At 72.3% G+C, this 20654-nt stretch carries 20 protein-coding genes; 5 read left to right on the forward strand and 15 right to left on the reverse strand.

What is annotated here, in order from left to right:
- Window positions 1–34: 34 nt before the first annotated feature.
- The 4 genes from F9C41_RS29505 to F9C41_RS29520 all read right to left on the reverse strand — a co-directional run bounded on the left by F9C41_RS29505 (window position 35) and on the right by F9C41_RS29520 (window position 5500).
- Complete coding sequence (locus F9C41_RS29505) at window positions 35–691, reverse strand: ABC transporter ATP-binding protein (RefSeq protein WP_155390332.1); 657 nt, start codon at window positions 689–691, stop codon at window positions 35–37.
- 186 nt (window positions 692–877) lie between these two features.
- On the reverse strand, window positions 878–1477 hold the full coding sequence (locus F9C41_RS29510) for an HAD-IA family hydrolase (RefSeq protein WP_155390088.1): 600 nt from the start codon (window positions 1475–1477) through the stop codon (window positions 878–880).
- Window positions 1474–5013, reverse strand: coding sequence for a chromosome segregation protein SMC (smc, locus tag F9C41_RS29515; RefSeq protein ID WP_155390089.1), 3540 nt, complete (start codon window positions 5011–5013; stop codon window positions 1474–1476). Before smc ends, F9C41_RS29510 begins: the two co-directional genes overlap by 4 nt.
- 292 nt (window positions 5014–5305) lie before the next feature.
- Window positions 5306–5500 (reverse strand): hypothetical protein, encoded by a 195-nt coding sequence (locus F9C41_RS29520; RefSeq protein WP_155372087.1) that lies wholly within the window; start codon window positions 5498–5500, stop codon window positions 5306–5308.
- A gap of 237 nt (window positions 5501–5737) precedes the next feature.
- Between F9C41_RS29520 and F9C41_RS41570 the strand changes: the two genes are divergently transcribed.
- The 3 genes from F9C41_RS41570 (at window position 5738) to F9C41_RS29535 (ending at window position 7781) form a co-directional block, all read left to right on the forward strand.
- Window positions 5738–6484 carry a CAP domain-containing protein gene (locus F9C41_RS41570; protein ID WP_230690116.1) on the forward strand — a complete coding sequence of 249 codons (747 nt, stop codon included), beginning with the start codon at window positions 5738–5740 and terminating at the stop codon, window positions 6482–6484.
- A 78-nt stretch (window positions 6485–6562) separates the two neighbouring features.
- Window positions 6563–7189 carry a spherulation-specific family 4 protein gene (locus F9C41_RS29530; protein WP_196280009.1) on the forward strand — a complete coding sequence of 209 codons (627 nt, stop codon included), beginning with the start codon at window positions 6563–6565 and terminating at the stop codon, window positions 7187–7189.
- 4 nt (window positions 7190–7193) lie between these two features.
- A complete protein-coding gene (locus F9C41_RS29535) occupies window positions 7194–7781 on the forward strand; it encodes an endo alpha-1,4 polygalactosaminidase (protein ID WP_155390091.1) in 588 nt (195 codons plus the stop codon).
- A gap of 3 nt (window positions 7782–7784) precedes the next feature.
- Here F9C41_RS29535 and mutM read toward each other — a convergent pair whose 3' ends face one another.
- The 7 genes from mutM to rsmD all read right to left on the reverse strand — a co-directional run bounded on the left by mutM (window position 7785) and on the right by rsmD (window position 12449).
- Window positions 7785–8642 carry a bifunctional DNA-formamidopyrimidine glycosylase/DNA-(apurinic or apyrimidinic site) lyase gene (mutM, locus tag F9C41_RS29540; RefSeq protein WP_155390092.1) on the reverse strand — a complete coding sequence of 286 codons (858 nt, stop codon included), beginning with the start codon at window positions 8640–8642 and terminating at the stop codon, window positions 7785–7787.
- A gap of 154 nt (window positions 8643–8796) precedes the next feature.
- Window positions 8797–9570 (reverse strand): ribonuclease III, encoded by a 774-nt coding sequence (gene rnc / locus F9C41_RS29545; RefSeq protein ID WP_155390093.1) that lies wholly within the window; start codon window positions 9568–9570, stop codon window positions 8797–8799.
- A gap of 122 nt (window positions 9571–9692) precedes the next feature.
- Entirely contained in the window at window positions 9693–9866 is a 174-nt protein-coding gene (gene rpmF / locus F9C41_RS29550; RefSeq protein ID WP_144120517.1) for a 50S ribosomal protein L32, read from the reverse strand.
- Window positions 9867–9981: 115 nt separating this feature from the next.
- Complete coding sequence (locus tag F9C41_RS29555) at window positions 9982–10572, reverse strand: YceD family protein (protein WP_155390094.1); 591 nt, start codon at window positions 10570–10572, stop codon at window positions 9982–9984.
- A gap of 179 nt (window positions 10573–10751) precedes the next feature.
- Window positions 10752–11246 carry an ATP synthase subunit B family protein gene (locus F9C41_RS29560; RefSeq protein ID WP_155390095.1) on the reverse strand — a complete coding sequence of 165 codons (495 nt, stop codon included), beginning with the start codon at window positions 11244–11246 and terminating at the stop codon, window positions 10752–10754.
- Between the two features lie 110 nt (window positions 11247–11356).
- Complete coding sequence (gene coaD / locus F9C41_RS29565) at window positions 11357–11845, reverse strand: pantetheine-phosphate adenylyltransferase (RefSeq protein ID WP_155390096.1); 489 nt, start codon at window positions 11843–11845, stop codon at window positions 11357–11359.
- Window positions 11846–11852: 7 nt separating this feature from the next.
- Window positions 11853–12449, reverse strand: coding sequence for a 16S rRNA (guanine(966)-N(2))-methyltransferase RsmD (gene rsmD / locus F9C41_RS29570; RefSeq protein ID WP_155390097.1), 597 nt, complete (start codon window positions 12447–12449; stop codon window positions 11853–11855).
- A gap of 242 nt (window positions 12450–12691) precedes the next feature.
- On the opposite strand from rsmD, the gene F9C41_RS29575 reads away from it, so the two are divergent.
- Window positions 12692–14464 (forward strand): LPXTG cell wall anchor domain-containing protein, encoded by a 1773-nt coding sequence (locus F9C41_RS29575; RefSeq protein WP_155390098.1) that lies wholly within the window; start codon window positions 12692–12694, stop codon window positions 14462–14464.
- 205 nt (window positions 14465–14669) lie between these two features.
- On the opposite strand, the gene recG is transcribed toward F9C41_RS29575, so the two are convergent.
- Both recG and F9C41_RS29585 read right to left on the reverse strand, forming a co-directional pair.
- Window positions 14670–16865, reverse strand: a complete 2196-nt coding sequence (gene recG, locus F9C41_RS29580) for an ATP-dependent DNA helicase RecG (protein ID WP_155390099.1) — start codon at window positions 16863–16865, stop codon at window positions 14670–14672.
- A 135-nt stretch (window positions 16866–17000) separates the two neighbouring features.
- A complete protein-coding gene (locus F9C41_RS29585) occupies window positions 17001–18605 on the reverse strand; it encodes a DAK2 domain-containing protein (RefSeq protein WP_155390100.1) in 1605 nt (534 codons plus the stop codon).
- Between the two features lie 206 nt (window positions 18606–18811).
- On the opposite strand from F9C41_RS29585, the gene rpmB reads away from it, so the two are divergent.
- Window positions 18812–19003 (forward strand): 50S ribosomal protein L28, encoded by a 192-nt coding sequence (rpmB, locus tag F9C41_RS29590; RefSeq protein WP_120318479.1) that lies wholly within the window; start codon window positions 18812–18814, stop codon window positions 19001–19003.
- 65 nt (window positions 19004–19068) lie between these two features.
- Here rpmB and F9C41_RS29595 read toward each other — a convergent pair whose 3' ends face one another.
- Window positions 19069–19533 carry a GNAT family N-acetyltransferase gene (locus F9C41_RS29595; protein WP_155390101.1) on the reverse strand — a complete coding sequence of 155 codons (465 nt, stop codon included), beginning with the start codon at window positions 19531–19533 and terminating at the stop codon, window positions 19069–19071.
- Between the two features lie 26 nt (window positions 19534–19559).
- Window positions 19560–20501 (reverse strand): thiamine-phosphate kinase, encoded by a 942-nt coding sequence (locus F9C41_RS29600; protein WP_155390102.1) that lies wholly within the window; start codon window positions 20499–20501, stop codon window positions 19560–19562.
- Window positions 20502–20654 lie beyond the last annotated feature (153 nt).

The following is a 20654-nucleotide window of genomic DNA, read 5'->3' on the forward strand; positions in this document are numbered from 1 at the left end:
TCCACGGTCGGCGAAAGGTGGGCTCGGACGGCCGTCAGGCCCGGACCAGCTCGGCAGCGCCGTCGAGCAGGTGCAGTTCGGCGTCGCAGGCCGCAGCCGCCTCCAGGTCGTGGGTGGCCAGCACGACGCACGCGCCCCGGTCGGCCTCGGCGCGCAGCAGGTCGAGCACCCGGGCGCGGTTGGCGGCGTCCAGCTCGCTGGTGACCTCGTCGGCCAGCAGGATCGCGCCGGACAGCGCCAGGCCGCGCGCGATCGCCGTACGCTGCTGCTGGCCGCCGGACAGCTCCTCGACCAGCTGCCCGGCCTGCGCGGACAGGCCCACGTGCTCCAGCGACTCGGCAGTCGCGCGGCGGGCGTCCTCCGGGGAGAACCCGTTGGCCACCAGCACGACCTGCACGTTCTCGCCCGCGGTGAGGATGGTCGCGAGGCCGTTGTCCTGCGGGATCAGCACCACCCGCCGGGACACCGCGTCGTCGCGGTCGCGCAGCGCCAGGCCGTCCACCGCCACCGCGCCGCTGACCGGACGCAGCACGCCCGCCATGGCTCGCAGCAGCGTGGTCTTGCCCGCGCCGGACGGGCCGGTCACCGCGAGCATCCGGCCGGCCACGGCCGTCACGGACACGTCACGCAGCACCGGCGCTCCGGCGGCGTACTCCACCGTCACGCGGTCCACTACCAGCGACGACGACATCGCCGCGCTCCCCTCGCCGAATCGGGTCATGTGCACCCTCGCGGCAACCGGAGATCGCTCTCTCAGCGAGAGGCGGCCCTGGAGATCGTCAAGAGTCCGGTAGTAGTCACGCGCAGCATGGAGATCCGGTTGTCACCGCCCCTTACCGATTCCACATCCCGAGAGAAATTCGCACCGCGGTCTCGGTCAGAGACCGAGGGCGGCACGGGCGTAGGGGAGGTCGGCGGGACCGCTGAAGCGCAGGGCGGACAGGCCGGCCACGCGGGCGCCGCGGATGTTGCGGTCGGTGTCGTCGAGGAACAGGCAGCGGTCGGCGGGCGTCTCCAGGGCCAGGCAGGCGGCCTTGAAGAACTCCTTCGACGGCTTGTGCACGCCCAGCTCCGCCGAGGAGACGATCGCGTCGAAGTCGTCCTTGAGGCCGAACAGCGCCAGGTCGTCGTGCAGGTCGTCAGTGGCGTTGGTGGCCAGGCCGACCTTGCGGCCGGACGAGCGCACCTCGCGTACGAACGCCAGCACGGTCTGGTCGACGTAACCCCGGTACGCGTCCCATTCGGTCAGCGCGGCCGCGGTGGCGCCGGTGTGCGCGGCGATCTCGTCCAGCCACTGCTGCCGGGTCCAGTGACCGGTGATGGCCAGCAGCTGACGGGCCCACTCCAGCCCGGACTCCAGCAGTTTCGCGGGCGCGACGCCGTGCCGGGCCTCGAAGTCGCCGTACGCCGACGCGTCGAAGTGGCGCAGCACGCCGTCGAAATCGATCAGCAGGGCCTCGGCCGGGCGGCGCCTCATGCGGCCTCGCCCTTCAGCCGCTGGCTGATCACCTCGGTCACCCCGTTGCGCATGGTCACGCCGTACAGGGCGTCGGCGACCTCCATGGTGCGCTTCTGGTGCGTGATGATGATCAGCTGGCTGCGCGAGCGCAGCTCCTGGAACAGGGTGATCAGGCGGCCGAGGTTGACGTCGTCGAGCGCCGCCTCCACCTCGTCCATGATGTAGAAGGGACTGGGGCGGGCGCGGAAGATCGCGCACAGCATCGCCACCGCGGTCAGCGAGCGCTCGCCACCGGACAGCAGCGACAGCCGCTTGATCTTCTTGCCCGGCGGGCGCGCCTCGACCTCGACCCCGGTGGTGAGCATGTTGTCCGGGTCGGTCAGCACCAGCCGGCCCTCGCCGCCCGGGAACAGGATCGGGAAGACCACCTGGAACTCGCGCGCGGTGTCCTCGAACGCGGTCGCGAACACCTCCAGGATGCGGTCGTCCACGTCCTTGACCACGGTGAGCAGGTCCTTGCGCGTCGCCTTGAGGTCTTCGAGCTGGTCGGAGAGGAACTTGTAACGCTCCTCCAGCGCCGCGAACTCCTCCAGCGCCAGCGGGTTGACCTTGCCGAGCAGGCCCAGGTCGCGCTCGGCCTTGGCGGCGCGCTTCTCCTGGATGGCCCGGTCGTAGGGCTCCGGCTCGGCGAACTCGGTGGAGCCGAGCAGGACCACCGGCACCGGGACCTCGGGGCCGTACTCGCCGAGCAGGGTCTCCACGTCCAGCGAGAACTCCTCGGCGGCGCGGGTCTCCAACTGCTCGATGCGCATGCGCTGCTCGGCACGGGCCACCTCGTCGCGGTGCACCTCGGAGGTGAGCCGGTTCAGGTCGTCGCCGAGCCGCTTGGCGCCGTTGCGCACCTGGGCCAGCTCGGCCTCCCGGGCCGTACGCGCCTCGGCGATGGTGTCCCGGCGCTCCGCGGCCTCCTCCAGCGCACCGGTGAGCCTGGCCAGCACCTCGCGGGTGCCGGACTCGACGGCCTTGGCGACGGCCGCGCCACGCTCACGAGCGGCCCGGCGGGCGGCGGCCCGCTCCCGGGCGGCGCGCTCGGCGGCGGCCTGGCGCAGCAGCGAGTCGGCGCGGCCCGCGATCTGCGAGACACGCTCCTCGGCGGTGCGCACCGCGAGGCGCACCTCGACCTCGTTCTGGCGGGCCTGCGGCACCAGCGCGGCGAGCTGGTCGCGCTCGCCGGTGGACGGGTCCTCGTCGACCGGCACCGACTCCGCGGCCATCAGCCGCTCCTCGAGTTCAGCCAGGTGCACGAGGTCCTGCTCGCGGGCGGCGACGGCCTTGTCCCGGGAGGCGGCCAGGCGCTGCGCCTCGGCCTGCGCGGAGCGGGCCCCGGCGCTGACCTCGGCCAGGCGGCGGGCGGCGGCGTTGCGCTCGCCCTCGGCGGCACGCTTGGCCGCGGCGGCCTCGTCCACCTCGCGCTTGCGGCCGGTCGCGACCTCGCGGGTCTCGGCGATCTCCTCGCGCAGGACGGCGATCGACTCCTCGGCCGCGGCGCGCTTGGCACGGGCCTCGTCGACGGCGGCCTGGACCTCGATGTAGCTGGGGGCCTTCGCCGAGCCGCCGGCCCCGGAGAACGCGCCGACCAGGTCGCCCTCGGCGGTCACCGCGCGCAGCGACGGGTGTGCCGCGACCAGGGCGGACGCGGCCCGCAGGTCGGCGACGAGCACCACGTCGCGCAGCGCGCTGGTGATCGCGGGGCGGATGGTGTCGGCGCAGCGCACCACGTCGAGCACCCAGCGCGCGCCCGGCGGCAGCGCCACGTCAGACCGCGACTGCGGGGTGGACGTGCCGATCAGCAGCGCGGCGCGGCCCGCATCCTGGATCTTGAGCAGCCGCATCGCCTCGGCCGCCTCGTCGACGCCGGACACCGCGACCGCGTCGGCCAGCGCGCCCAGCGCGGCGGCCAGCGCCGCCTCGCAGCCGGGCTCGACGGCCAGCAGCGACGCGACACTGCCCAGCAGGCCGGGCACCTCGCCGCCGCGGGCCAGCAGCGCGCCCGCGCCGTCCTTGCGGTTGAGGCCGAGCGCGAGCGCCTCCTCGCGGGCCTTCCAGCCCGTGGCCTCCTTCTCGGCGGCGCGCTCGGCGTCGGACGCGCGCTTGACCGCGGCGTTGGCCTCGTCGTATGCGGCGACCGCGAGAGCGTGGGCGGTGTCCAGGTCGGCGTTGTCCCGGTCGGCGTCGGAGGTCTGCTCGGCAACCGCGTCGACCTGTTCCTGGGCGGCCTCGGCGCGCATCGCGGCGTCGCCGTACGCCGTGGACAGGCGCTCGATCTCCTCCGACGCGGTCGCGGTGCGCGTGCGCGCCGCGTTGACCTGCCCGGACAGCTTGGCCATGCCCTCGCGCCGGTCCGCGATCGCCTTCACCGCGGCGACCAGCGCCCGCTCGGCTCCGGCGAGCTGGCGCTCCAGCTCCTGACGGCGCTCGACGGCCTCGGCCAGGCGCACCTGGTCCTCGGTCAGCGCCTCGCGCAGGGACTCCTCCTGCTCGCGTACCGCCTCGGCCTCGGCCTCCAGCCGGTCGGGGTCGCGGCCGGACCGCTCGTCCTCGGTCGGCGCGGCCAGGTGGCGGTGGCGCTCGGCGGCCAGCTGGGCCGTCGAGCGGAAGCGCTCCTGCAGCGCGGACAGCTGGTACCAGACATCCTGGGCCTGGGTCAGCGCGGGCGCGTCGGCGGCGTGGGCCGACTCCAGCGCCGACAGCCGCAGCTGGACCTGCTCGTACTCCTCCTCGACCAGCTCGCGCCGGGTGCGCAGGGCCGCCTCGTCGGCGACCTCCTTGTCCAGGGTCGTACGCAGCGTGAACAGGTCGTCGGCGAGCAGCCGCAGCCGGGCGTCGCGCAGGTCGGACTGGATCGTCGCGGCACGGCGGGCCACCTCGGCCTGCCGGCCCAGCGGCTTGAGCTGGCGGCGCAGCTCGTCGGTGAGGTCGGTGACGCGGTTCAGGTTGGCCTGCATCGCGTCCAGCTTGCGCAGCGCCTTCTCCTTGCGCTTGCGGTGCTTGAGGACGCCCGCGGCCTCCTCGATGAACGCGCGGCGGTCCTCGGGCTTGGCGTGCAGCACGGCGTCGAGCTGACCCTGGCCGACGATCACGTGCATCTCGCGGCCGATGCCGGAGTCGGAGAGCAGTTCCTGGATGTCCATCAGCCGGCACGCGTCGCCGTTGATCTCGTACTCGCTCTCGCCGGAGCGGAACATCCGGCGGGTGATCGAGACCTCGGTGTAGTCGATCGGCAGCGCGCCGTCGCCGTTGTCGATGGTGAGAGTGACCTCGGCGCGTCCCAGCGGCTGGCGGCCGGACGTGCCGGCGAAGATCACGTCTTCCATCTTGCCGCCGCGCAGCGCCTTGGCGCCCTGCTCGCCGAGCACCCAGGAGATCGCGTCCACCACGTTGGACTTGCCGGAGCCGTTGGGGCCCACCACGCAGGTGATGCCCGGCTCCAGCCGCAGTGTGGTCGCGGAGGCGAAGGACTTGAAGCCCTTCACCGTCAGGCTCTTGAGGTGCACGGCGCTCCGAAAATGATCATCAGCGATCCCGCCGGTCGGCGGGTGGCACATGCTATCGGGTCAAAGCAGCAGGGTACCCGGCGAGGAGATCGGCCCTGGAGACGCCGCCGCCGGGTGCGGCTGTCGTATGCCCTACGCCGCCCACCGGATAAACGGCCGGTGGCTCGAAAACGGCCCGGGACATGAAAGAAGCGCGCCGCCACAGGAGTGGAGGCGCGCATAAGGATTGGTGCGCTGTGGCGACCCGCATACATGATGTGGATGGCCACGGCCCCGCTGACGCGGGGATCGCTCAGGTGAGAGCCGGTTCGGCAATTCGGAAGAACTCGTCGGCCTCGGCAGCAGCAGCCGCCAGCCGATCGTTCTCCGCACGCAACCGGGTTACCTCGAACTCCAGTGCCCGCACCGTGGCACGCAACCGGGTGACCTCGTCGAGCATACGCCGATCTGGCGCAGCAGTGACGTGGCCATAGAGGGCCTTCGCCATATCGTCTCCTTGTGAAGCGCTGCCGGTTCGCCGGCCAAACGCGCGCCCAGTTATTCGCGGCTCCCGGCCCGTGCCATCCGGAATGTTTCTCCGGATATGGCTGGCGAGCGCGGTCGGGCGCGACTGGCGACGTATCCATAGTCCGCCGATACGACCGTCACGTCAAGTTGCCCTGCGCCACACATCACGGAAGGTGTCGAGAGGGGACAAACCGCCCCGGCTTGCTAGCGTCAGGCGGTGGCACCTCGTGGCCGTTACGCCGGCCGGCATCGTGCGCCTCTGTGGTGGTTGCCCGCGCTCGTCGGCTCGGGTGCGCTGGTCGCCGCCCTGCTCGGCGGCGCGCTGGCCCTGGACGGACCGGTCGCCATCTCCGCCGCGCCCGGCTCCGCCGCCACCGCGGGCGCTGGCCATGTCACCGGTACGGGTGACACCACGGTCTCCCTTTCCGGTGACACTCCGTCATCGCGGATCACCCCGCAGGTGTCACGGACCGCGCCCGCCGCGGCGCGGGCCCCCGGGCCGGGCGTGCTCGCCGCGAGCCCTCCCGCCGCCGCGCAGGCTGCCGCCGCCCCGCGCACCAGCCCCGAAAGCGACCGGATAACCATCCTGGAGGACCAGGTCGCCATCCTGATCAACCGGGAGCGGGAGCGGGCGGGCTGCCACCGGATGCGCGCCGACGAGCGCATGGGCGTCGCGGCCCGCCGGCACAGCACCGACATGGCCCACCTCGACTACTTCAGCCACACCGGGCGCAACGGCAGCAGCTTCGTCGACCGCCTGGAGGACGCCGGCTACCCGCGCCGGCACGCGGCCGGCGAGAACATCGCCTACGGCTACTCGACCGCCGAGTCCGTCGTCGAGGCCTGGATGGCCAGCACCGGGCACCGCAACAACATCCTGAACTGCGACGCGCAGGCGACCGGGGTGGGGCTGTCCTACCAGGGGCGCACGGCGTACTGGACACAGGAGTTCGGCCGCGAGTAGTCGCGGGCCGGGTCGGTCGGCTAGCCGACAGTCACCTCCGGGTAGTCGCGGCGCACCGATATCGGTCGTTGTACGAGCGTGACCCCCCTGCTGCCACTTCCCGCACACCCCCAGCTGAACCCGGAGCTGTGGGCGACGATCGAGGCTGCCGGCGTCGGCGCCACCGTCCTGCTCAACATCGACGCCGGGCCCGGCAGCGGGCTCGACCCGACCTGGACCGCGGCCACCACGCGGCTGGTCCGCGCCGGGGCCGGCCTGCTCGGCTACGTCGACCTGGCCTTCGGCGCGCGCCCGACCGAGCAGGTGCGGGCCGAGCTCGGCCGCTGGGCCGGCTACCCGGTCCGGGGCGTCTTCTTCGACCAGGCGCCGACCAGCCCGTACTCGATCGGCCCGGTCGCCGTCGCCGTGCGCGCGGCCCGCCGCATCGGCTTCGACACACTGCTGGTGAACCCGGGCCGCCCCACCGACTCGATCTACCGCGGCCTGGGCGCGGTGCTGTGCACCTACGAGGGCCCGTGGGACCGCTACCGGCACGGCACCGAGTCCGGTGTCCGGCCCGGTGACGCGCACCTGGTGCACTCGGTCCCGCTGGACCAGATCTCGGCCTGCCACGAGTTGATGCGCGGCCGCGGCGCGCGGTTCGGCCTGGCCACCCACGAGGCCTCCATCCACGGCGCGTCCGCGGTCGTGCCGGTGCCGGTGTAGAGCCGTGCGTGTCGCGGGGGTGCGCGTCCCGGTCAGCGCGCTGGTCGTGCTGGGCTGCGTCGCCTGTGCCGCGCCGGCCCGGCCGTCGCACTGGTACGACGCCCCGCCGCCGGCCGCGATGCCCGAGCGGCTGCGCTGGCAGTGGTCGCTGGCCGAGCCCCCGCAGCCGACCGCTGCGGACGTGTTCGTGCTGGACGGGTTCACCACCGCCGCGTCCACCGTCGAGGACCTGCACCGGGCCCGCCGCCGGGCGGTCTGCTACCTGCCGCTGGCCGCCGTGGAGCGCGACCGGCCCGACGCCGCGCGCTTCCCCGCCGAGATGACCGACCCGGCCGGGCGGGTGCGCTGGGACGCGCCCGAGGCCGAGCTGCGCACCCGGATCACGCCGATCCTCACCGACCGGCTGCGGCTGTGCCGGGACAAGGGCTTCGACGCCGCGGCGCTGGACCAGCTGGCCGGCGCGCCGCGCAGCGTCATCGACGACCTGGTCACCCAGGCGCACCGGATGTTGCTGCCGGTCGGCCTGCTCGACGCCGTGCACGACGACGCCGACCTCACCGTGCCCGCCTTCCCGGACCGGCCGCCGGGCTGAGGGTCAGGCCCGGCCCACCGTGCGCGGGCGGGGCTGGCAGCGGGGGCAGGAGTACGACGAGCGGTTCATGAACTGCTCGCGCCGGATCGGCGAGCCGCACCTCGGGCACGGCTCGCCCTCGCGGCCGTACGCGTTGAGCGAGCGGTCGAAGTAGCCGGACTCGCCGTTGACGTTGACGTACAGCGCGTCGAACGTGGTGCCGCCGACCTCGATCGCCTCGCCGAGCACGTCGCGCACGTGCCCGAGCAGCCGCGACGCGGCCGGCTTGGTCAGCTCGTCGCTGGGCCGCTCCCCGTGCAGCTTGGCCCGCCACAGCGCCTCGTCGGCGTAGATGTTGCCGACCCCCGAGATCAGGGTCTGGTCGAGCAGGGCCCGTTTGACCGCGGTGCGCCGGCGCCGCAGCGCGGCCAGGAAGTCCGCCGCGACGAACGTGGCGTCCATCGGGTCCAGCGCGATGTGCGCGATCTCCGCGGGCAGCGTCGCGCCGCCCGGCGAGACCGCCAGCCCGCCGAAGGTGCGCTGGTCGACGAAGCGCAGCTGCGGGCCGCCGTCGGTGAAGTCGAACCGGATGTGCAGGTGCTTCTCCTCGGCCGCCTCGGCGGGCTGCACCAGCAGCTGGCCGGACATGCCGAGGTGGCCGACGACCGCGTCCCCGCTGTCCAGCGGGAGCCACAGGTACTTGCCCCGGCGGCGGGCCTCGGTGATCGTGCGTCCGGCCAGCACGTCGGCGAAGTCCTGCGCCCCGGCCGGATGGCGGCGCACGGCACGGGGGTGCCGCACCTCCACGGTGGCGATGGTGCGGCCGACCACCCAGCGGGCCAGCCCGCTGCGGACCGTCTCGACCTCGGGCAACTCCGGCATGGCTCCAGCCTCCCTCGCCGGCCGCGCGGGCGGCCCGGCCACACGTGATCGGGTGCGCGGCGGGCCGGAGCCCGGGCGCACTCCACATCATGAACAACACCACCGACGTTCCCGCCGACACCCGAGCCCCTCAGGCGGGCGGTGGCGAGCGCCGTCAGGCCTCGCGGGCCTCCGGGTGGGAGGTGTCCACGGCCCGGTGCGACAGCACCTGCCAGGCGTCCTCCGCGGCACGCTGCTCGGCGTCCTTCTTGGTGCGGCCGGTCACGCCGCCGAACCGCTCGCCGCCGACGACCGCCCAGGCGGTGAACATCTTGGCGTGGTCGGGGCCCTGCTCCTCGATGGCGTACTCGGGCACGCCCCAGCCGTGCGCGGAGGTCAGCTCCTGCAGGCTGGTCTTCCAGTCCAGCGACGCGCCCCGGCGCGCGGACTCCGCCATCAGCGGGTCGAACAGCGCGCGGATCACCTCGGCGGCCTTCTCCATGCCGTGTTCGAGGTAGATCGCGCCCAGCAGCGCCTCGAGCGTGTCGGCGAGGATCGACTCCTTGTCGCGCCCGCCGGTGGTCTCCTCGCCCTTGCCCAGCAGCAGGTGCTGGCCGATGCCGGCGGTGCCCAGGGAACGGGCCACCCCGGCCAGGGCGCGCGAATTGACCACGCTGGCCCGCAGTTTCGCCAGCCGGCCCTCGGGCAGGTCGGGGTGCGCCTGGTAGAGCGAGGCGGTGATGACGACGCCCAGCACGGCGTCGCCGAGGAACTCGAGCCGCTCGTTGGTGGGCAGGCCACCGTGCTCGTACGCGTACGAGCGGTGGGTCAGCGCCCGCTCCAGCAGCTCAGGCTCCAGCGTCACGCCGAACGCCGCGGCGAGATCGGACGCGGCGAGCTGCGCGGACCGCTCGGCGGCCCGCGTGTCCTGCGACGGCTTCGAGGCCATCAGTCACTCCCCTCCCGGCGGCTGAGGGGCAGCACAGGTACGGCGACGTCGCCGGCTGGCGGGAACCAGCCGGCGACGTGACGTTTCACAGGTTCCCGGACGCACCGGGATCAGCCTGATGCTCAGACCTCGAGAACCTGGCGGCCGTTGTAGGTGCCGCACACGCTGCACGCGGCGTGCGGCAGCTTGGCCGACTTGCACTGCGGGCAGGCCACGGTCGCGACCGCGGTCGCCTTCCACTGCGCCCGGCGGTGACGGGTGTTGCTGCGCGACATCTTGCGCTTCGGGACTGCCACTGTCTTACTCCTCAGTAGTAGTCGGCGGTCGCCGACCATTATCTCGGTACGGCCGCAGCCGTCGTACCCGGGTCTCGGCACCCGCCGCGGTGAACGCGGCGGGCAAACAGCCGATCTAGGGCGCCGGCTCAGCCGGCTCGTCCGGCCCTGAAGAGCCGGTCAGCTTGCTCAACTTCGCCCAGCGCGGGTCGATCTGCTCGTGGGTGTGACCCTCGGGCAGGTCGTCCCAGCGCACCCCGCAATCGGGGCACAACCCTGGGCAGTCCTCTCGGCACAGCGGATTGACCGGCAGCTCCAGCACCACCGCGTCCCGCAGCGTCGGCTCAAGGTCGATCATGTCGTCCTGGAGCCGGCCCACCTCGTGCTCGTCCGTGGTCTCGTCCGTGGCGCTGTCCGCGTACGCGAAGAGCTCCTGGATGTTCACGGTCAGCGGCTCGCCGATGTCGGTGAGGCAGCGAGCGCACTCGCCCGTCACCTCGCCGGAGATGGTCCCGGAGACGAGCACGCCCTCCGACACCGACTCCAGCCGCAGATCCAGCGTCAGGTCCGCGCCCTCGGGCACACCGATCAGCGCGAGACCCAGGTCAGCCGGTGCCGGCACCACTCGCTGGATGGTACGCATCGACCCCGCGCCTCGCGGCAGGTCCCGAGTGTCGAGGACGAGCGGAGCGCGCGGGTCGAGGTGTTTCGTCGAGTGTGCAGGCATGAGCTTTCACTGAGCAGTTAGATGGAGGCCGTTATCGCAGGCCGACGTAGAAGATTACCTGAAGCGGCAGGTCCCCGTCGAACCGGCTCCGGCATGCGGAACCCGCTACGCGGCCCTGACCGGTGTCATCCTTCGCCGTGCTACGGATGACACCGAGCGGCCGCTCCGATGGGCTCCTGTCAAAACGGGAGCGGGCGGTCGTCGTCGCCGGGGACGAACGAGCCGATCTCCCGCAGTGCGTGCATCTTGTCCCGGCCGCGCTCGATGGAGGCCAGCGCACGCGTCAGGAACTGCTCGAAGTTGCCCAGCGCGGTGTCGACGTACTCGTCGACCTCCTCGCGCAGGCGCTGCGCCTCGGCACGGGCGTCGCCGACGATGCGCGAGCCCTCGTGCTCGGCCGAGACCGTGATCTCGTTCACCGAGACGAGCCGGGCGTGTTCCTGCTCACCCTCGTGGATGATGCGGTCCGCCTCGCGCCGCCCGGAGTCGAGGATCTTGTCCCGCTCCTCCAGGAGGGCGGCGGACCGCCGCAGCTCACCGGGCAACTCTGCCCGGAGCTGGTCCAGCGCGCCGATGAGCTCACCGCGGTCGACCATGCAGTTACGCGACATCGGCACCGATCGCGCGGCTTCCACCAGCGCGATGATGTCGTCAATACGGTCGAGTGGGTCCACCGACGGTCACTCCTTGTCCAGCGTTGTTGTCCACACCATGATGCGTCCCCCGTCCACCCTCACGGCAGACCGGGGACCCCTGCGGCGCGTCGCCGCGACGGACCTGCGGTTCAGTCGGTTCCGACGTCCCGGAACTTCTCCAGCAGACGCCGCTCCACCAGCTCGGGAACGAAGGAGGAGACCTCGCCGCCCCACTTGGCGATCTCCTTGACGAGGCTGGACGCGACGAACGAGTAGAGCGGGTTGGTCGGCATGAACAGGGTCTCCACCCCGGACAGGCCGTAGTTCATCTGCGCCATCTGCAGCTCGTAGTCGAAGTCGCTGACCGCGCGGATGCCCTTGACCACGACCTGGGCGTCGTTGTCCCGGCAGTAGTCGACCAGCAGCCCGCGGAACGACTCGATCCGCACATTGGGCAGATTCTTGGTGACCTCGCGCAGTATCTCGATGCGCTCCTCGACGGAGAACAGGCCCTGCTTGTTCTGGTTCACCAGCACCGCGACGATCACCTCGTCGAACAGGCGCGACGACCGATCGATGATGTCCAGATGTCCCCGGGTGACCGGGTCGAAGGACCCGGGACAGACCGCACGCCTCACTAGCTGCTCACCCTTCTGGTAAGACCGCTCCGCCACTCTGCGCAACGGCGCGACCGTACCAAAGGGCGGTCTCCCCGTAACGGCGGCCGCGTTCACCAGTGACGCCCTGCACCCAGGCGGGTTCCGGAGACCGGCTGGAGCGCTCCACGACCAGCACCGCGTCGTCGGCGAGCCAGCCGTGGCCGGCGAGTCCGGCCAGCACCGCGGTGAGGTCCTCCTCGCCCAGCGCGTACGGCGGATCGGCGAAGACGATGTCGTAGGCCCCGTCGGCCGGCCCGCCGGCCAGCACCGTCGTCGCCTTGGCCGCCGCCACCCGGGCCGCGGCCCCCGCGCCCAGCACGGCGATGTTCTCCCGGATCACCCGGACGGCCTTGGCGTCGGACTCCACCAGCAGCACGTGCGCCGCCCCGCGGGACAGCGCCTCCAGGCCCACCGCGCCCGAGCCGGCGAACAGGTCCAGCACCCGCGCGCCGGACAGGTCCGTCATGGCCTCCAGGGCCGAGAACAGCGCCTCGCGTACGCGGTCGGAGGTGGGCCGGGTGTCGCGGCCGGTGGGGGCATGGAGCCGGCGCCCGCCGTACCGGCCGGCCACAATCCTGGTCACGATCTCGACGCTACGGCATCGCGTGCGGCCGACCGGGTCACGCCCACGGTGACGGGATCTGAGCTGGGCGGTTGCGTAGCGCCACGAGGATCACCGCTGTCACCCAAAGTCGATAACGATTCAGCATCTTTTCATGTTTTGGCTGGACGACGACTTAGTACGCCAACGCGGGCTTCACTAGGGTCAGGCGGTCGCTTCACAGCTTCATCTCCTGTCCCAAAACACCCCTACTTGGAGCACGTGTGAAACGTCCCATCCTCCGTCGCCTGCTTGCCGTGACCGGCAGCGTGACGCTCGGCCTCATGGGCGCGGTGGCCCTGGCCAGTCCCGCACAGGCGCACCACACCGACCCCAGCGGTTTCGCCCAGTGCACCCCGACCGAGTGGGTCATCACCTGGACGATCAAGAACTGGGACACGGACCTGACGGCCACGGTCGACCTGGTCGCCAAGCCCGACACTCCCATCAAGAGCATCGTCGACGGCAGCAACCTCGACGGCGCCACCCTGCCGGGCAAGAGCAAGAAGAACGGCAAGTGGGTTGTGGGCGAGCTGGTCGGCGAGCAGCGCGTGCCGCTGTCGACCGACAAGGTCGAGCTCGTCGTGAAGGGCACCTGGTCCAACGGCGTCAAGCACACTGCGCAGCCGGAGATCGTGAAGCTCGACCGCTCCAAGTGCGGCGAGCGAAAGGTCGACATCCTCGGTAAGGCGAAGTGCGACTACGACACCGGCAACTGGAACGTGACCTGGACCGTCGCCAACAAGCACTACACGGACCAGGCGACCGCCAACATCATCACGCAGGACGGCCCCGACTCGCAGAAGTCTGCGATCAAGAAGGCCAACAACCAGTGGGTGACCCTGGCAAACGAGAACGTCATCGTGGGCCTGAAGGACGGCGACAAGATCAACGGCGGTCAGGCGAAGACCGCCACCCAGGTCGTCGAAGGCAGCGCGAAGGCTGCGCGGCTGAAGGTCCAGCTGGAGTGGAAGTCCAACTTCCTGAAGAACGAGTCCGACTCGCAGGTTCGCGTGGTCGAGTTCGACGGCTCCTGCGTCAAGAACACGCCTAAGCCGACTGCCGCGTTCGCCTCGGACTGCTCCGGCGAGGTCACGGTCACCCTGAAGAACATCGCGGGCGCCACCAAGAAGGCCGTGTTCGTGGTCAAGGGCGCCGGCGACTGGGCGAGCGAGCCGATCGAGGTCGAGGCCGACGGTACGGCCACGGTGACCGTCCCGGCGAGCGCCTCCTCGTCGATCACGGTGCTGGAGAGCGGCACCCCGATCGAGAAGGGCACCTACTCCTGGACTGACAAGACCGAGTGCCACCCGGTCGACATCACCAGCGAGCAGACCTGCGACAAGGTCATCGTCACCATCAACAACCCGGCGGGCGGCGCCGCGGCGACCGTCGTGCTGACCCCGGTCAAGGGCTCCGCCCCCGCCGAGACCGAGCAGGCTGTCAAGGCGCTGAGCAGCGACGCCATCACCAAGACCGTGGCTCCGGGCACCAAGGAGACCGTCGAGTTCGAGGTCGGCGAGACCGGTCTGGTGGTCCACACGACCGTCAACGGCGAGCAGCGCGGTTCGATCACCTGGAAGAAGCCGGCCGGCTGCGAGCCGATCGGCGGCGAGGTCGCCGACACCTGTGACGGCCTGGTCTTCGACCTGAAGAACCCGCAGGACGGCAGCAAGACCGACCTGGTGCTCACCCCGAGCAAGGGCGAGGCCGTCAGCTTCACCCTCAACCCGGGCGAGACCAAGAAGGTCGAGTTCAAGGCCGACAAGGAGCTGACCGTCAAGGTCACGCTCAACGGCAAGGTAGTCGACGAGATCGTCTGGGAGAAGCCGAAGGACTGCGACAAGCCGTCCCCCTCCCCGTCGGCCCCGCCGACCCTGCCGAAGACCGGTACCAACGTCACGATCTTCGTGATCTCCGGTCTGCTGCTGGTCGCCGTCGGCTTCGCGGTGTTCATGCTGGCGCGACGTCGCCGGCTGAACATGACCGAGGTCTGACAGCCATAGGCACATGAGAACGGGGCGGGTCCTGACGGACCCGCCCCGTTCTGCGTACCTGCCCTGATCGTCCGACTTGCCAGGCAGACGGTCCAATGGCTGCCCATGATTCGCACAAGTGCCCGGCAAGTCGGACGATCAAGGAGCGCCCGGCGGCCTCGGGCGTTCGAGGAGCGCCGGGTGCGGCCCTCGCCGGGGTCGGGCGTCAGCCCTTCTGGAGAAATTCGGCGCGGTCGGTGTCGACGAGGCGGGCGATCTGGTCGGCCAGCAGCGGGTGTGCGGACAGGTCCGGGTCGTCGGCGAGCAGGGCCTCCGCCTCGGCTCGGGCCTCGCCGATCAGGTCGCGGTCGCGCAGCAGGGACAGCAGGCGCAGGTGCGAGCGCCGACCGGACTGGGCCGCGCCCAGCACGTCGCCCTCGCGGCGCTGCTCCAGGTCGAGTTCGGCGAGCCGGAAGCCGTCGAGCGTGGAGGCGACCGCGTCCAGCCGCTCGCGGGCGGGAGTGCCCGCCACGGCCTCGGTGACCAGCAGGCACAGGCCCGGCGCGCTGCCCCGGCCGACCCGGCCGCGCAGCTGGTGCAACTGCGAGACGCCGAACCGGTCGGCGTCGAGGATGACCATCGCGGTGGCGTTGGGCACGTCCACCCCGACCTCGATCACGGTCGTGGCGACCAGCACGTCGAGCTGCCCGGCCGAGAACGCGCGCATGATCGCGTCCTTCTCGTCGGCGGGCAGCCTGCCGTGCAGCACCCCGATCCGCAGGCCGCGCAACGGCCCCTCGGCCAGCAGCGGGGCGACGTCCAGCACGGCCACCGGCGGGCGGCGCTCGTCCTCGACGGCGTCGTCGGGCGGCGGGGTGTCGTCGTCGGTGGCGTTGTCACCGATGCGCGGGCAGACGACGTACGCCTGATGGCCCTGCTGCACCTCCTCGACCACGCGCCGCCAGGCCCGCTCCAGGAACGCCGGCTTCTCCGCCACCGGCACCACGTGCGAGGCGATCGGCGACCGCCCGCCGGGCAGCTGCGACAGCGTGGACACCTCCAGGTCGCCGTAGACGGTCATGGCGACCGTGCGCGGGATCGGGGTCGCGGTCATCACCAGCACGTGCGGCGGCTGTTCGGCCTTGGCCCGCAGCGCGTCGCGCTGCTCCACCCCGAAGCGGTGCTGCTCGTCGACCACGACCAGGCCGAGGTCGGCGAAGTCGACGCCCTCGTAGAGCAGCGCATGGGTGCCGATGACCAGTCCGGCACTGCCGTCGGCGACCTTGGCCAGCACCTTGCGCCGCGCGGCCGCCCCCTGCGAGCCGGTGACCAGGGCGACCTGGGTGCCGTTCGGGTCGCCGTCGAGCTCGTCGGCGCGCCCGGCCGGGCCGAGCATCCGGGTGATGCCCCGGTGGTGCTGGGTCGCCAGCACCTCGGTCGGGGCCAGCAGCGCGGCCTGCCCGCCCGCGTCCACCACCTGGAGCATGGCCCGCAGCGCGACCAGCGTCTTGCCCGCGCCGACCTCGCCCTGCAGCAGCCGGTGCATGGGGTGCGCCACGGCCAGGTCGGCGGCGATCTCCTCGCCGACCGCGAGCTGCCCGTCGGTGAGCGTGAACGGCAGCGTGCCGTCGAATCCGGCCAGCAGGCCGCCGTCGCGGCGCGGCCGGGGCCTGGCGGGCCACGCCGCCGCCTCCCGCTTGCGCCGCACCAGGGTCAGCTGCACCGCGAACGCCTCGTCCCAGGCGAGCCGGCGCTTGGCGATGTACAGCATCTCCTTCGACGACGGGCGGTGGATCTCGCGCAGCGCCGTCTCCAGGTCGATCAGCTTGCGCTCGGCGCGGATCCGGGACGGGGTGGCGTCCGGCGGCATGGTCACCGTGTCCAGCACCACCCGCACGCAGCGGGCGATCACCCAGGTCGGCACGGCCGCGGCGGCCGGATACACCGGGATCATCGCCCCGGCGAACTCCTCCACCTCGGCGGCCACCTCGCCGTCGGCGGCCCCCTGGTCGAGCAGCACGTACTCGGGGCTGTTGAGCTGGCGGCGGCCGCGGAAGTCGCTGACCTTGCCCGCGAACAGGCCCCACCGCCCCGGGCGCAGGTCGCGCTCGCGCCAGGCCTGCTGGAAGTACGTCAGCACCAGCTGGCCGCCCGCGCCGTCACCGACGACGACCTCCAGCATGCTGCCGCGCCGCTGCCGCATCGGCCGGGTCGTCGTGCGCAGCACCTGGGCCAACACGGTGACCTCTTCGCCGATCTCCAGCGTGCGCATGTCGGTGTGCTCGCCCCGCTGGTCGTAGCGCCGGGGCACGTAGAACAGCAGGTCACCGGCGGTGTACAGGTCGAGGTGCACGGCCAGCGCCTTGGCGGTCTTCTCCCCGACCAGCTTGGACAGCGGGGTGTCGACGTCCGCGGAGGTCATGGACCCACCTCTCCGGCCCGGCCGTCACCGCCGCGACCTGCGATCTGCGCCGCCGAACCGGATGCGGTCCTGCGGTCGGTCATGCCCGATCCTCCCGCGGCCCTCCGACAGCGGCGGCCGGGCGCGCGGTCCATCTCACTCGACGCCCACCAGCAGCGGATAGTGCGGCTGGCCGCCGGGATACGCGTGCACCTCGACGAACGGCCAGCGGGTGGCCACGTGCGCGGTCAGCGCCTCGACCAGGCCGTCCGGGGCCTGCTCGCCGGTGAGCAAGGTCACCAGCTCGCCGCCGCTGGCCAGCATCCGGTCCAGCAGCCCGCAGCACACCGTCACCAGGTCGTCGCCGATCAGGTTGACCTCGCCCTCGACCAGGGCGATGACATCTCCCGGGCGGCAGCGACCGGCCACCGTCAGGGCCTCCCGGCTGGCCGTGGTGACCTCCGCCGAGCGGCACGCGCCGGCCGCCTCGGCCATCGCGATCACGTCGTCCTCGAACCGGCGGGCGTGGTCGCGCACCGCCAGCGCGGCCAGCGCCTGCACCGGCGAACGGGTGGGCACCACCCGCACCTTGACGCCCTCGCCGAACGCCTCCTCGGCCGCAGCCTGGCACACCGCGCGCAGGTTGGAGTCGGTGGGCAGCACCGCCACCCGGCCCGCGCCGGTGGCGAGGATCGCGTCCAGCACCTCCGCGGTGGACGGGTTGCCGCCGATGGCCACCGCGCCCTCGGCGATGAGCAGCTCCTCGATGCCGTCGCCGGCCGCGGTGACGACCACCGCGCGGGCCGTCGGATCGGGCCGCCGCGGCGCGCCCTCGGCGGTCGCGCTGGTCAGGTGGGTGATCTGGATCTGGTACGGCCGCCCGGCCGCGAGCCCCGCCTCCAGCGCCGCGCCCGCGTCGTCCACGTGCACGTGCACCCGCCAGGTCGGCGCACCGCCGACGATGACCAGCGAGTCGCCCAGCCGGTCCAGCGCGCCCCGCAGCTCGGCGATCTCCGCGGCCCCCGTGTCGATCAGGAACTGCACCTCGTACGCGGGCCCGCGGTAGGTCAGCGCCGCCCGCCCCGTCCCGTGGCCGTGCCCGGCGTGATCGTGGTCATGCCCGTGCTCGGAGTCACGCGCCGCCGCGCCGTCGACCTCGCTCTCGTCGTGCTCGCCGGTCAGCGCCTCCAGCAGCGCCTCCAGCAGCAGCACCAGGCCCTGCCCACCCGCGTCCACCACCCCGGCCGCGGCCAGCACCGGCAGCTGCTCCGGCGTGCGGGCCAGCGCCTCCCGCGCCCCCAGCACCGCCGCGCGCGCGGCGGCCGGCTGGTCGGAGCCCTGATCAGCGGCCTCGGCGGCAGCCCTGGCCACGGTGAGGATGGTGCCCTCGACCGGGTGCGCCACCGCGGCGTACGCCGACTTGGCCGCCGCGTCGAGTGCCGCGGCCAGCCCGTCGCCGTCCACGGAGTCGGCCAGACCGGCCAGCCACTGCGCGCTGATGACGCCGGAGTTGCCGCGCGCGCCCAGCAGCGCGCCGCGGGCCATGGTGCGCAGCACCACCCCGGCCGACGGCGCGTCGGCCAGCGAGCCGGCCAGCGCCTGCTCCGCGGCGGACAGCGTCAGCAGCAGGTTGGTGCCGGTGTCGCCGTCGGGCACCGGATACACGTTGAGCTGGTTGAGCGCCTGCTCATGCCGGCTCAAGCCGGCCACGGCCAGCGAGCTCCAGCGCCGCACCGCCGCGATGTCCAGGACCTCCAGCACGCGCGCAAGCTTATCGGTGCCGCACCCGGTTCTCGCGCTCGGCGTGGTGGGCAGTAGAGTGTTGTCAGCCGTCGTACGCGCCAGATGCCGTCGTGCGGCTCCGCCCCGATTGGGCACGTGCCGTGCAAGTCAGGTACCCTGGCAAAGTTCCCGGCACAGTGACGCTTGGTCGGGTTGTTTGATCAAGACGAACTCAGGAGATTTCCGTGGCTGCCGTGTGCGACGTCTGTGGCAAGGGACCGGGCTTCGGTCACAACGTGCCCTGGTCGAAGAAGAAGACCAACCGCCGCTGGAACCCGAACATCCAGACGGTGCGTACCCCCGCTGGTGGCGGTAACTCCCGCAAGGTCCAGGCCTGCACCTCGTGCCTGAAGGCCGGCAAGGTCACCCGCGCCTGACGCGAGACTTTCAAAAGGCCGCCGAGCTTTGCTCGGCGGCCTTTTGCCGTGCCCAGTTGCCGTGGTCAGAGGCTGCGGCCGAAGGAGCGGCAGCCGGGCTCGTCGCGGTAGTGGCCGAAGTTCTCGATCAGCTGGTAGCCGATGGCGTGGTACAGCGCGATCGCCTCGGGCTGGGCGGTGCCCGTCTCGAGGATCGCGCGGACCCGGCCGTGCGCCCGCGCGTCGGACTCCAGCGCTGTCATGATCGCCCTGCCCACGCCCTTGCCGCGCACTGTGGCCGAGGTGTAGACGCGCTTGATCTCGGCGATCTCCTCGGAGCCCGCCCAGCTGCGCCAGCCGCCGCAGCCGACCGGCGAGCCGTCGAGGTATGCCACGAAGAAGCCGCCGTCCGGCGGGTCGAACTCGACGGCCTCGATCGGGGTCGCGTCGGAGTCGCCGTAACGTTCGGCCAGGTCAGCCATGAGTTCGGCGATCAGCTTTCGGGCGACCGACCCGCCGTAGCGCGTCGGCTTGATCTCAATCTCGGTCACGGCGCCGAGGATACTGCGCATGCCCGCTATGCCCGGAAGTGGTCCCACCCCTTCGGGCCGTACCACGGGCGGTTGTCGAGCGTCACCGTGCTGCCCTCGATCACCTCGCCGATCACGTGCCAGCCCTCCGGCAGCGGCACGTCCACGGGGAACGTCGCGGCCAGCGCGTGATCGTCGCCACCGGCCAGCAGCCACTGGTACGGGTCCACGCCCAGCGCGAGCGCCGCGTCACGCATCTGCTCCGGCACCTTGAACGCGCTGCGGTGCAGGTTGACGCCCACCTTGCTGGCGTGCGCGATGTGCCCGAGGTCGGCGATGAGCCCGTCCGACACGTCGATCATCGAGGTCGCCCCGGCCCGCCCCGCGGCCGGCCCCAGCGCGTACGGCACCACCGGCCGCCGGTACGCCTCGACCAGGATCTTCGGGGTACGGAAGCCCCGCGACAGCACCGTGTAGCCGGCCGCCGCGAAACCCACCCGCCCCGCCAGCGCCACCACGTCGCCGACCTGGGCGCCGGACCGCAGCACCGGCGCCAGCCCGTGCAGGTCGCCGAGCGCGGTCACCGCGATGGTCAGCGTGGGGCTGGCGGTCATGTCCCCGCCGACCACGCTCGCGCCGACCAGCGCGGCCTCGGTGGCCAGCCCGTCGGAGAGCTGCTCGGCCCAGGCCACGTCCAGGTCCGGCGGCACGCACAGGCCCACCAGCAGCGCCGTCGCGGTGGCGCCCATGGCGGCGATGTCGGCGAGGTTCGCCGCCGCCGCACGCCGGCCGATGTCCTCGGCCTCGGCCCAGTCCCGCCGGAAGTGCCGCCCCTCGACGAGCACGTCAGTGGAGGCGACGACCCGCCCGTCGGAGGCGATGACCAGTGCCGCGTCGTCGCCCGGCCCGATGATGGTGGCCGGCCCGGTGCCCAACCGCGCCACCACCCGTTCGATCAGCCCGAACTCCCCCGTCCGCGCAATACTCATGCCTTCTCCTCGCTACGCTCGTCGGCGGCACGAGCCCGTGTCACCATGATTCGCTCGCGAAGCTCGCTCATGCTGTTTCCCCGTCGCGCCTGCTCATGTGGCTTCCTTCCTCACCCTTGCGCCTCCTGCCGCAGCCTGTGCACCCTCATTGAG

It is taken from the genome of Catellatospora paridis (genome assembly GCF_009720365.1).
Lineage (GTDB): Bacteria > Actinomycetota > Actinomycetes > Mycobacteriales > Micromonosporaceae > Catellatospora > Catellatospora paridis.